At 43.0% G+C, this 13,188-nt stretch carries 9 protein-coding genes; all 9 read left to right on the plus strand.

The genetic code is table 11. From position 1 onward, the window contains the following. The first annotated feature begins 206 nt into the window (after nucleotides 1-206). The 9 genes from D8791_RS04470 (at nucleotide 207) to D8791_RS04510 (ending at nucleotide 13,047) form a co-directional block, all read left to right on the plus strand. A complete protein-coding gene (locus D8791_RS04470; RefSeq protein WP_005589589.1) occupies nucleotides 207-470 on the plus strand; it encodes a phosphocarrier protein HPr in 264 nt (87 codons plus the stop codon). Nucleotides 471-474: 4 nt separating this feature from the next. Next, the gene (ptsP, locus tag D8791_RS04475; RefSeq protein WP_125373530.1) at nucleotides 475-2,208 is read left to right on the plus strand and encodes a phosphoenolpyruvate--protein phosphotransferase; all 1,734 of its coding nucleotides are present in this window, start codon (nucleotides 475-477) and stop codon (nucleotides 2,206-2,208) included. Between the two features lie 237 nt (nucleotides 2,209-2,445). Further along, on the plus strand, nucleotides 2,446-3,870 hold the full coding sequence (locus D8791_RS04480) for an NADP-dependent glyceraldehyde-3-phosphate dehydrogenase (RefSeq protein ID WP_125446429.1): 1,425 nt from the start codon (nucleotides 2,446-2,448) through the stop codon (nucleotides 3,868-3,870). A gap of 388 nt (nucleotides 3,871-4,258) precedes the next feature. Next, nucleotides 4,259-6,172 (plus strand): 1,4-alpha-glucan branching protein GlgB, encoded by a 1,914-nt coding sequence (gene glgB, locus D8791_RS04485; RefSeq protein ID WP_125446430.1) that lies wholly within the window; start codon nucleotides 4,259-4,261, stop codon nucleotides 6,170-6,172. A gap of 3 nt (nucleotides 6,173-6,175) precedes the next feature. Further along, a complete protein-coding gene (locus D8791_RS04490) occupies nucleotides 6,176-7,318 on the plus strand; it encodes a glucose-1-phosphate adenylyltransferase (RefSeq protein ID WP_048764837.1) in 1,143 nt (380 codons plus the stop codon). Next, nucleotides 7,308-8,447, plus strand: coding sequence for a glucose-1-phosphate adenylyltransferase subunit GlgD (gene glgD, locus D8791_RS04495; protein WP_125446431.1), 1,140 nt, complete (start codon nucleotides 7,308-7,310; stop codon nucleotides 8,445-8,447). Before D8791_RS04490 ends, glgD begins: the two co-directional genes overlap by 11 nt. After that, complete coding sequence (gene glgA / locus D8791_RS04500; protein ID WP_125379656.1) at nucleotides 8,444-9,874, plus strand: glycogen synthase GlgA; 1,431 nt, start codon at nucleotides 8,444-8,446, stop codon at nucleotides 9,872-9,874. Before glgD ends, glgA begins: the two co-directional genes overlap by 4 nt. A gap of 133 nt (nucleotides 9,875-10,007) precedes the next feature. Continuing rightward, entirely contained in the window at nucleotides 10,008-12,404 is a 2,397-nt protein-coding gene (locus tag D8791_RS04505; RefSeq protein WP_125446432.1) for a glycogen/starch/alpha-glucan phosphorylase, read from the plus strand. Nucleotides 12,405-12,546: 142 nt separating this feature from the next. Further along, nucleotides 12,547-13,047, plus strand: a complete 501-nt coding sequence (locus D8791_RS04510) for a phosphatase PAP2 family protein (RefSeq protein WP_125446433.1) — start codon at nucleotides 12,547-12,549, stop codon at nucleotides 13,045-13,047. Nucleotides 13,048-13,188 lie beyond the last annotated feature (141 nt).

The raw sequence follows: 13,188 nt of genomic DNA on the forward strand, positions 1-13,188 counted from the left end.
GAAATCCTTGAAACTATTTCGGAAAGAGAGGGAGTTGACTATCTAATCTACTATATTTAAAACAGAATTCATTTTCAAACTCTAACGAAATATTTTGTAAGCGGGCTATAAAATTCTTGAAAAAGATTTCAAAAAGTGATATAATATCAACTTGTAAGGGTTATCACTTTAACTCAAAAAGAATTATTTTAAAGGAGAGTCTAACTATGGCTTCTAAAGATTTCCACATTGTGGCAGAAACAGGTATTCACGCGCGTCCAGCAACATTGTTGGTACAAACAGCTAGCAAATTTGCTTCAGATATCACTCTTGAGTACAAAGGTAAATCAGTAAACCTTAAATCAATCATGGGTGTTATGAGTCTTGGTGTTGGCCAAGGTGCTGACGTTACAATCTCAGCTGAAGGTGCAGACGCGGATGATGCTATCGCTGCTATCTCAGAAACAATGGAAAAAGAAGGATTGGCATAAGAAAATGACAGAAATGCTTAAAGGAATTGCAGCATCTGATGGTGTTGCTGTTGCTAAGGCATATCTATTAGTTCAACCGGATTTGTCATTTGAGACTGTTTCAGTCGATGATACGAATGCAGAAGAGGCTCGTTTGGATGCAGCTCTTGAAGCTTCACAGAACGAGCTTTCTGTTATCCGTGAGAAAGCAGTAGATAGCCTTGGTGAGGAAGCGGCTCAAGTATTTGACGCTCACTTAATGGTACTCGCTGACCCTGAAATGGTTGGTCAAATCAAAGAAACGATCCGTACTAAGAAAGTAAATGCGGAAGCTGGTCTGAAAGAAGTTACAGACATGTTTATCGCTATTTTTGAAGGTATGGAAGACAATCCATACATGCAAGAACGTGCGGCAGACATTCGTGATGTAACGAAGCGTGTTTTGGCAAACCTTTTGGGCAAGAAATTACCAAATCCAGCTTCTATCAATGAAGAATCAGTTGTGATTGCACATGACTTGACTCCTTCTGATACAGCTCAATTAGACAAGAAATTTGTTAAAGCGTTTGTAACCAATATCGGTGGACGAACAAGCCACTCTGCGATTATGGCGCGTACGCTTGAAATCGCAGCCGTATTGGGAACCAATAATATTACTGAACTCGTTAAAGACGGCGATATCATTGCAGCAAATGGTATCACTGGTGAAGTTATCATTAACCCAACTGAAGAGCAGGCAGCAGCATTCAAGGCAGCTGGTGAAGCTTATGCGAAGCAAAAAGCTGAATGGGCTCTCTTGAAAGATGCTCAAACAGTGACTGCTGATGGCAAACACTTTGAACTCGCTGCTAATATCGGTACACCAAAAGACGTTGAAGGCGTCAATGCAAATGGTGCTGAAGCCGTAGGTCTTTACCGTACAGAATTCCTTTACATGGATTCGCAAGACTTCCCAACAGAAGATGAGCAATACGAAGCTTACAAGGCTGTATTGGAAGGTATGAACGGTAAGCCAGTGGTTGTCCGTACCATGGATATCGGTGGAGATAAGGAGCTTCCTTACTTCGATATGCCGCATGAAATGAACCCATTCCTTGGATTCCGTGCATTGCGTATCTCTATCTCTGAAACTGGTGACGCTATGTTCCGTACACAAATCCGCGCTCTCTTGCGTGCTTCTGTACATGGACAATTGCGTATCATGTTCCCAATGGTTGCCCTCTTGACAGAATTCCGCAAGGCTAAAGCAGTTTACGAAGAAGAAAAAGCGAAATTGCAAGCTGAAGGTGTTGCTGTAGCGGACAATATTCAAGTAGGTATCATGATTGAAATTCCAGCAGCAGCAATGCTAGCTGATCAATTTGCCAAAGAAGTTGACTTCTTCTCTATCGGTACTAACGACTTGATCCAATACACAATGGCTGCTGACCGTATGAACGAACAAGTTTCATACCTCTACCAACCATACAACCCATCTATCCTTCGCTTGATCAACAACGTTATCAAGGCAGCTCATGCTGAAGGCAAGTGGGCAGGTATGTGTGGAGAAATGGCCGGTGACCAAACAGCTGTGCCACTCCTTGTCGGTATGGGCTTGGATGAATTCTCTATGAGTGCAACATCTGTCCTTCGGACTCGTAGCCTTATGAAGAAATTGGATACAGTGAAAATGCAAGAACTTGCACAACGCGCTTTGACTGAGTGTGCGACAATGGAAGAAGTTCTTGAACTTGAAAAAGAATATCTTGACTTTGATTAATCTAAAAAAATAAGATCAGGAAAATTTTCCTGGTCTTTTTTAGTTTTCTTCAGCGTTATAGTAGACCTAGTGTAGAAAATGAAGATCGATAAAAAAGAGAGAAATATAGAAAGTTCATATGAACAAAAGAATATGATTCATGAAATTTGTGAAAAATTTCTTTAAATTTATAAAATTTAGTTGAAATTTTCAGAAAATTTGATAAAATGATACTTAATAACATTATGGAGGGTACAAGTGACACAATATAAGAACTATATAAATGGAGAATGGAGAGCTTCTGAAAATGAAATCACCATCTCATCTCCTATCAATAATGAGATTTTAGGAACTGTGCCTGCCATGAGTCAGACAGAGGTTGATTATGCGATGGCGAGCGCTCGTGCTGCTTTGCCAGCTTGGCGCGCTCTTTCAGCAGTCGAACGTGCAGCTTATCTGCATAAGGCTGCGGATATTTTGGAGCGTGATCAAGAGAAGATTGGCGAAATTTTGGCAAAAGAAGTTGCCAAGGGTATCAAAGCGGCAGTCGGAGAGGTAGTCCGGACAGCAGACTTGATTCGTTATGCGGCTGAAGAGGGCATCCGTATTCACGGTCAAGTTATGGAAGGTGGCGGCTTTGAAGCTGCCAGCAAGAAAAAATTGGCTATGGTTCGTCGTGAGCCTGTAGGAGTTGTCTTGGCTATTGCGCCATTTAATTACCCAGTCAATCTGTCTGGTTCTAAGATTGCTCCTGCCCTTATCGGCGGAAATGTTGTGATGTTTAAGCCACCTACGCAAGGTTCGATTTCTGGTCTGCTCTTGGCTCAGACTTTTGCTGAGGCTGGTCTTCCTGCTGGTGTTTTCAATACCATCACAGGCCGTGGTTCAGAAATTGGGGACTACATTATTGAGCATAAGGAAGTAAACTATATTAACTTTACTGGCTCCACTCCAATCGGTGAGCGCATCGGTAAGTTGGCTGGTATGCGTCCAATTATGTTAGAATTGGGTGGTAAGGATGCTGCAGTTGTGCTGGAAGATGCTGACTTGGAGCATGCAGCTAAGCAGATTGTTGGTGGGGCATACAGTTATTCCGGCCAGCGTTGTACGGCTATTAAACGTGTCATTGTCATGGAGAGCGTAGCGGATAAATTGGCGGCGCTGATTAAGGCAGAGGTAGAGAAACTGACGGTTGGTGATCCCTTTGATAATGCGGATATCACACCAGTCATTGATCATGCATCAGCAGATTTTATCTGGGGTTTGATTGAAGATGCTCAAGAAAAGGGAGCGTCAGCCTTGACAGAAATCAAACGTGAAGCAAATCTCATCTGGCCTGCCTTGTTTGACCATGTGACACTGGATATGAAATTAGCTTGGGAAGAGCCATTTGGTCCTGTTCTTCCGATTATTCGTGTGACTTCCGTTGAAGAGGCTATTCAGATTTGTAACCAGTCAGAATTTGGCCTGCAATCTTCAGTCTTTACAAATGATTTTCTGAAAGCATTTGAAATTGCTGAGAAACTGGAAGTGGGTACTGTACACATCAATAATAAGACCCAACGTGGTCCAGATAACTTCCCATTCCTTGGTGTTAAGGGATCTGGAGCAGGAGTGCAAGGGATTCGTTACAGTATCGAAGCGATGACACAAGTGAAATCTATCGTGTTTGATGTGAAATAATGAGAAAGGCGGCTTTGTGCGGCCTTTTTTCTTACCATAATGAACTTGTAAATCTAACATATGATCGAACAATTTGAAAAGAAATAAGTATTTATATTTTTGATTACTTATCAATTTAAAATGTAAATTTACATATTGGTCTAGATAAATTATTTTAGGAATCCTAGTTCAGGGATTGATTTTTAGGTACAGATATTAGCCTCAAACTCTTTGAAATCAGTATTTTATCAGATATTTTCCAAAAAAATCTTGATATAGCAAGTCATTCTTTTGAAGAAATTGGGCTTTTGAAATTTTTGAGATAGTTTTTGGAAATTTACTTGAAAAATATAAGAAAATGGGGTAAAATAGAAACATAGAAAACGCTTACAAATAGAAAGGTGACTAAATGGACAAAAAAGAAGCATTAAGAACCTTTACAACAGGTGAAAACTTTCATTTGCAGCATTATTTAGGAGTGCATCAGGATGTGGTGGATGGCAAAGCTGGCTACACCTTTAGAGTCTGGGCTCCAAATGCGCAGAATGTGCATCTGATTGGAGATTTTACCAACTGGTATGGAGAGCAGATTCCTATGACTCGTAATGAAGGCGGTGTCTGGGAAATCTTCACGGATTTGCCTAAGGAAGGAGATATTTACAAGTACAATATCAAACGCAGTAGCGGTCAGGAAATCTTGAAAATTGATCCGATGGCTATCTATTTTGAAGAGCGTCCAGGGACAGGAGCTATTGTTCGGACTATTCCAGAGAAGAAGTGGCAAGATGGACTTTGGTTGGCTCGGAGAAAGCGTTGGGGCTTTTTCTCAAGACCGGTCAATATTTATGAAGTGCATGCCGGTTCTTGGAAACGAAATCCTGATGGCAGTCCATATTCTATGGCTCAGCTTAAGGAGGAGTTGATTCCTTATCTGGTAGAAATGAACTATACACACGTTGAGTTCATGCCGCTCATGGCCCATCCTTTGGGACTCAGCTGGGGTTACCAGCTCATGGGTTACTTTGCCTTTGAACATACTTATGGAACGCCAGAGGAATTTCAGGACTTTGTCGAAGAATGTCACTTGAATAATATCGGTGTCATTGTGGACTGGGTTCCAGGTCACTTTACCATCAATGACGATGCCTTGGCCTACTATGATGGAACACCAACCTTTGAGTACCAGGATCATGACCGAGCTCATAACTATGGCTGGGGTGCCTTGAATTTTGACCTAGGAAAAAATGAAGTGCAGTCCTTCTTGATCTCTAGCATCAAGTTCTGGATTGATTTCTACCATCTAGATGGGGTTCGTGTGGATGCAGTTAGCAACATGCTCTATCTAGACTACGATAGCGGTCCTTGGCAGCCAAACAAGGACGGAGGTAATCGTAACTATGAAGGCTATTATTTCTTGCAACGCTTGAACACAGTTATCAAGCTATTTCATCCAGATGTTATGATGATTGCTGAGGAGAGCTCGTCCGAAACTAAGATTACGGGTATGAGAGAGATGGGCGGTCTGGGCTTTGACTTCAAGTGGAATATGGGCTGGATGAACGATATTCTCCGGTTCTACGAAGAAGACCCGATTTACCGCAAGTACGATTTTAATTTGGTGACCTTCAGCTTTATGTATTCATTTTCTGAAAATTTCCTCTTGCCTTTCTCTCACGACGAAGTCGTTCACGGCAAGAAGAGCATGATGCATAAGATGTGGGGTGACCGCTACAATCAATTTGCAGGTCTCCGCAACCTCTTGACCTATCAAATCTGCCATCCAGGCAAGAAATTGCTCTTTATGGGTTCAGAATTTGGTCAATTCCTAGAGTGGAAGTCAGAAGAGCAGTTGGAATGGTCAAATCTGGACGATCATATGAATAAGCAGATGCAAGCCTTCACTTCCGAGCTCAATGCCTTCTATAAAGACAATCGTCCGCTTTGGGAGATTGATTTGAGCTATGATGGCATCGAAATCATTGATGCCGACAATACCGATCAGAGTGTCCTTTCCTTTATCCGTAAGACGGAAAAAGGGGATATGCTGGTCTGTGTATTCAATATGGTGCCAGTAGAGCGCAAAAACTTTACCATTGGTGTGCCAGTGGCAGCCGTTTATGAAGAAGTATGGAATACTGAATTAGAGCAATGGGGAGGTGTTTGGAAAGAACACAATGAAACAGTTCAGTCTCAAGAGGGACTATGGAAAGATTATCCGCAGACCTTGACCTTTACGCTACCAGCTTTGGGAGCAAGTATTTGGAAAATCAAGCGTCGTGTGAATGTTCGTAAAAATGCTAAAAAAGATTCCACAAAGGAGTAGGATATGAAGAATGAAATGCTAGCTTTGATTCTTGCCGGTGGGCAAGGAACTCGTCTTGGAAAGCTCACACAAAGTATTGCGAAACCAGCAGTACAGTTTGGTGGTCGTTATCGTATTATTGATTTCGCGCTGTCGAACTGTGCCAACTCTGGGATTAACAATGTCGGTGTGATTACACAGTACCAACCACTTGCTTTGAACAGTCACATCGGGAACGGTTCAAGCTGGGGCTTGGATGGTATCAATACAGGTGTATCCATTCTTCAGCCTTACTCTGCCAGTGAAGGAAATCGTTGGTTTGAGGGAACTAGCCACGCTATTTTCCAAAATATTGACTATATCGATAGCATCAATCCTGAATATGTTTTAATCCTATCTGGAGACCATATCTACAAGATGGACTATGATGATATGCTCCAATCCCACAAGGATAACAGCGCTAGTTTGACGGTTGCTGTCTTGGATGTGCCTCTCAAGGAGGCTAGCCGTTTTGGTATCATGAATACCGATGCTAACAATCGGATTGTTGAATTTGAAGAAAAACCAGAAAATCCTAAATCAACCAAGGCTTCTATGGGTATCTATATCTTTGACTGGCAACGTCTCCGCAATATGCTGATTGCTGCTGAAAAGACCAATGTAGATATGTCCGACTTTGGTAAAAATGTTATCCCTAACTATCTTGAATCTGGCGAAAGCGTTTATGCTTATGAGTTTAGTGGCTACTGGAAAGACGTTGGTACGATTGAGTCACTTTGGGAAGCGAACATGGAATACATTAGTCCAGAAAATGCTTTAGACAGTCGTGATCGTCAGTGGAAAATTTACTCACGCAACTTGATTTCACCACCAAACTACCTTGGTGCGAATGCTCATGTTGAAGATTCTTTGGTAGTTGATGGCTGTTTCGTAGATGGAACTGTTAAGCATTCTATCCTCTCAACAGGTGCTCAAGTTCGTGAAGGTGCAGAAGTCACTGATTCTGTCATTATGAGTGGCGCTATTATTGGCCAAGGAGCTAAGATTAAACGTGCGATCATTGGTGAGGGCGCTGTTATTTCTGATGGTGTAGAGATTGACGGAACAGATGAAGTGCAAGTAGTCGGATATAATGAAAAAGTGGGGGTACCAACAGATGAAGATTGATAAATATTCAGCGATTTTAGGAAATACGGTCGGTTTCCACGACATGTCAACCTTAACAGACCATCGTCCAGTTGCCAGTTTGCCATTTGGTGGGAAATATCGTTTGATTGACTTCCCACTGTCTAGCCTTGCTAATGCTGGCGTTCGTAGCGTCTTTGGTATCTTCCAGCAAGACAATATCAGCTCTGTATTTGACCATATTCGTTCAGGTCGTGAGTGGGGCTTGTCCACACTTTTGAGCCACTATTATTTAGGAATTTACAATACTCGTGTAGAAAGTAGCACAGTTGGTAAGGAATATTATGAACAGTTATTGACTTATCTGAAGCGCTCAGGTTCTAACCAAACTGTAGCCCTGAACTGTGATGTGTTGATCAACATTGACCTAAATCAGGTCTTCCACTTACATAACACAACCCAGCAACCGATGACGGTGGTTTACAAGAAATCGCCATCTAAAGATATTTCAGATGTCAATGCAGTTCTGCAAGTCAGTGAAACAGACCATGTCCTAGGACATAAGCTGCATAGTGATAGAGACGAGGGCGAGCTTTTCAATATGTCTACAGATATTTTTGTAGTAGATACGCCTTGGTTGATTGAAAAATTGGAAGAAGAAGCCCAAAAAGAATTCCCACAAAAGCTACGCTATGTTCTTCGAGATTTGGCAGCTGAAGTTGGAGCTTTTGCTTATGAGTATACAGGCTATTTGGCAAATATCTACTCTGTTGCTTCCTATTATAAAGCTAACATTGACATGCTTGAACAGAAGAAATTCTATTCCCTCTTCTCACCAAATCAAAAGATTTATACAAAGGTGAAAAATGAAGAGCCGACTTACTATGCAATTACATCAAAAGTAAATCGCTCTCAGTTTGCGTCAGGTAGTATTGTAGAAGGTGAAGTTGTAAACTCTGTTATCTCGCGGAATACAAGAATTTTAGCGGGTAGCAGTGTCAAAGACAGTCTCCTCTTCCCACGCGTTGTCGTTGGAAAAAATGCAGTGGTAGAATATGCAATTGTGGACAAGGGCGTTGAGATTGCTGAAGGAGTAGTCGTTCGAGGGACAGCTGAACATCCAGTTGTCCTGAAGAAAGGTCAAAAAGTTACAGAGGACATCGTTTCATGAAAATTTTATTTGTAGCAGCAGAAGGGGCACCTTTTTCCAAGACGGGTGGTTTGGGAGACGTTATCGGCGCCCTCCCCAAATCCTTGGTCAAAGCTGGCCATGAAGTTGGAGTCATTCTGCCATACTATGACATGACGGATGCTAAATTTGGTGATCAAGTTGAAGACCTCTTCTCCTTTGAAGTCAGTGTCGGCTGGCGTCGGGAGTATGTCGGTGTCAAAAAGATTGAGTTGGAAGGTGTGAACTTCTACTTTATCGATAATCAGCATTATTTCTTCCGTGGACATGTCTATGGTGATTTTGATGATGGCGAACGTTTTGCTTACTTCCAATTAGCAGCAATCGAACTGATGGAGCGCATTGATTTTATTCCAGATGTTCTCCATGCGCACGACTACCATACGGCCATGATTCCTTTCTTGGTCAAGGAAAAATACCGCTGGATTCAGGCCTATAATAACATCAAGACAGTGCTGACGATTCACAATTTAGAGTTTCAGGGACAATTTCCGGATAGCATTCTTTGGGAACTCTTTGGTGTCGGCTATGAACGTTATGCGGATGGCACTCTCCGTTGGAATGACTGCCTCAACTGGATGAAGGCGGGCATTCTCTATGCAGATCGCGTGACAACTGTTTCACCTAGCTATGCCAACGAAATTCGGACAACTGAGTTTGGCTGCGGTCTGGATCAGATTCTTCGGATGGAGTCAGGCAAGCTGGTCGGTATTGTCAATGGTATCGATACAGATATCTACAATCCAGAAACCGATAAATTGCTGGCTTACCACTTTAACAAAGATGATTTGACTGGGAAATTGGAAAACAAACGAGCTCTTCAAGCAAAAGTAGGCTTGCCAGTTCGGGATGATGTTCCTGTCGTTGGTATCGTCTCTCGATTGACACGTCAAAAAGGTTTTGATTTGGTGGTGGAAGAGTTGCATAATCTGCTTCAGGAAGATGTGCAAATTGTGCTACTTGGAACAGGTGACCCTGCATTTGAACGTGCCTTCGCTTGGTTTGGCCAGGCTTATCCTGAAAAACTATCCGCTAACATCCTTTTTGATGTTACTTTGGCTCAGGAAATCTATGCGGCTAGTGATATTTTCCTTATGCCGAGCCGCTTTGAACCTTGCGGTCTATCTCAGATGATGTCTATGCGTTACGGGACACTGCCACTTGTTCACGAAGTTGGTGGTTTGCGCGATACGGTTGAACCTTTCAATGTCTATAGTGGACAGGGAACAGGCTTTAGCTTCAATAACTTCTCTGGTTATTGGCTAACATGGACTTTCAAAGAAGCCCTCAATCTTTACTGGCATGACCAAGAAGCTTGGCGTAGTCTGCAAATACAGGCGATGGAAAGAGATTTCTCTTGGGATACAGCTAGTCGAGCATACAGTGATTTATATGAGTCACTAGTCTAATATGTTGCATTAGAACAGCAATCCTCTCTTGTTTTTGACAAGAGAGGATTTGTCGGGTAAGTGGTCTTTCTCATGTTGACATCTTATCCAGACGGATGCTTTTCCCTAAAAGAAAGGAAGTTGATTGGTAAAAATGGAATTAAATAAAGAACAGTTTATCCGAGATTTCAAGGATACCTTGCACGAAAGACAGCTGATTAAGATTGCGGATGCTACAGCAGCCGAGCTTTTTCAAGCCCTCGCTAGTACCATTCGTAAATATATTACGCCACTGTGGCTGGAGCGCCGCAATAAACTCGTGGAACAGCAGCAAAAAACAGCCTATTATTTCTCGATTGAGTTTCTGCCGGGACGTATGCTGGAAACTAACCTACTCAATTTAGGTATTCTTGACACGGTCAAGGAAAGCTTTGCTGAGCTAGGAGTTGACTTTGAGGATGTAAAAAATGCTGAGCACGACATGGCCTTGGGAAATGGGGGCCTTGGTCGCTTGGCAGCAGCCTTCATGGACTCGCTAGCTACAACTGGCTATCCAGGTTTTGGAAATGGGATTCGCTATCGCTACGGTCTTTTCAAGCAAAGAATCGTAGATGGCTATCAGGTGGAAATTCCAGATGATTGGTTTGGCAGTCTGGGCAATGTCTGGGAAACCCGTAAGGATCACGGCATTGTGGATGTCAAGATCTTTGGTAATGTCTACTTGCGTGCCAATGAAGAAGGCCGCATTGTGCCAGTTTATGAGCATTCTAAAACCTTGCGTGCTGTTCCTTATGACGTGCCGCAGATTGGCTTTGGTAATGACAATATCAACAATCTCCGTCTTTGGGATGTTGAAGTCCCAGAAGAATATGAATTGGACTATCCAACTATTGAAGCCCGTCGGCGGGTGCAGGACATCACTGCCATTCTCTATCCAGACGATTCTAGTTACGAAGGAAAAGAACTGCGCCTGATTCAGGAATACTTCATGACCAGCGCGGGGCTGCAAACCATTATCAAATCTTATCTCAAGCAAGGTCGTCCGCTCAAGGATATTCATGAGAAGGTGTCTGTCCATATCAACGATACCCACCCTGCGGTTGCGCCGGCTGAGTTTATGCGCCTTTTGCTGGATGACTATGGTCTCGAGTGGGCTGATGCTTGGAACACAACGGTTAAGACCATGAGTTATACCAACCACACTATTTTATCTGAAGCTTTGGAAAAATGGGATGCTGAGCTCTTTAAGAATGTCCTGCCTCGGGTTTATCAGATTATCCTAGAAATTGACAACCGCTATGTGGCTGAAATGGCTGGACGCGGCCTTGATCCGCAAGTCATCGAAAACACTCGGATCGTCAAGGACAATCAAATCCACATGGCCCACTTGGCTATCATTGGCGGTCATTCAATCAATGGGGTTGCCAAGCTCCACACCGAATTGCTCAAAGAAGACACTTTGCGTGATTTCTACAGCATTTACCCAGAGAAGTTTAATAACAAAACCAACGGGATTATCCAGCGCCGCTGGCTGCAGATTGCGGATGAGCCTTTATCGACTGAGATTGATAAGCTGATTGGTAAGGGCTGGAGAAGTGATATCCATGAGTTGCGTAAGCTTTTGGAATTTCAAGACGATCAGCAAGTACTGGCTGATTTCTACCGAGTGAAGCAAGAAGCCAAGGCTCGTCTGGCTGACTTCATCAAGGAATCAACAGGAGTAGAAGTTTCTACAGAAGCTATCTTTGATGTGCAGGTAAAACGCCTCCACGCCTACAAACGTCAGCTGCTCAACCTGCTTCATATCATCAAACTCTACTGGGATCTCAAGGACAATCCTGATAAGGATATGGTACCACGCGTCTTTATTTTCGGTGCCAAGGCTGCCCCAGGCTACCATTTTGCCAAGTCGGTTATCAAGCTGATTAATGAAGTAGCCAATCTGGTCAACAAGGATGAAAGTCTGCAAGGCAAACTCAAGGTTGTTTTTCTGGAAAATTATCGGGTCAGCTTGGCTGAGCTCATCATTCCAGCAGCAGATGTATCTGAGCAGATTTCCCTAGCTTCCAAGGAGGCTTCTGGTACTTCCAATATGAAGTTTATGATGACAGGTGCCATTACCCTAGCTACTCTGGACGGAGCCAATATCGAAATCAAGGACGAGGTCGGTGACGACAACATTGTCATCTTCGGGATGGACAAGGACCAAGTTTACGAGCACTATGCCCGCCACGATTATTACTCACGCGGTGTCTATGAAAGCAATCCAGACATTCGCCGAGTGGTCGACACCTTTGTCAATGGCACCATTCCAAATGTTCGTGAAGAAGGATCTGAAATCTACGAAGCCCTTATCACCCATAATGACGAATACTTCCTCTTGGAAGACTTCCATGCCTATGTAGAAGCTCAGGAGAAGATTGATGCCCTCTATCGTGACAAAGAAAAATGGGCCCGCATGAGCTTGATTAACATCGCTACATCAGACAAGTTCACTTCAGATGATACCATTGAGCAATATGCCCAGGAAATCTGGAACTTGGAGAAATAATACTCCTGAGAAAATATGAACAAAAAGAGATTGGGACCTGGATCTCAGTCTCTTTTGTTATCCATCTACCATCTTATAAAGAATTATGCTATAGTAGAGAAAGTATGAGAGTCCAACTTTTAGAAAAGCAGGGAAAGCAAGTATGAAAGACTACACAATTTTTTATCAACAATTAACAGCTCCTTTTCTCAGCCGCCCTAGGATAGTGAAAGGGATGGCCTATTTTAATAGGGGGATGACTGTTTTTATGCCTCTGGTGTATGGCTTGGTCTTGATTGATGCCTTTCTGATAGAGGGTTGGAAAGGGCTGCTTGCTTTTTTTCTCCTCCCAGCTATTGGATTTGGTCTCTTGTCAGCGATTCGTAAACGGCTGAATCAAGCACGCCCCTACGAGAAATGGGCTATTCAACCCTTGCTGGCCAAGGATACATCAGGCAAGTCCATGCCCAGCCGCCATGTCTTTTCGGCGACAGTGATTTCCATGAGCTTGCTTTACTTTTTCTGGATGCCGGGGCTTATCTGCCTCTTGCTTTCAGCAGGGCTGGCTCTAGTGCGCGTGATTGGCGGAGTGCACTATCCAAAGGATGTAGTGGTAGGATACCTTTGCGGAATTTGCTGGGGAAGTCTTCTCTTTTTATTATAAAGGTCTGCTCAGAGCCAGATTTTTCTTTGTAAAGTAAGTTGAGGAGTAGACAAAGTGCCCGAGTCTATATTATAATGTAAGCAGTTCCAAACTTTCATCGCCAAGGAATATGGGATTTTGGAAGATGAAAAATATGTAAGG

It is taken from the genome of Streptococcus cristatus (assembly GCF_003943515.1).
GTDB classification, from domain to species: domain Bacteria; phylum Bacillota; class Bacilli; order Lactobacillales; family Streptococcaceae; genus Streptococcus; species Streptococcus cristatus_D.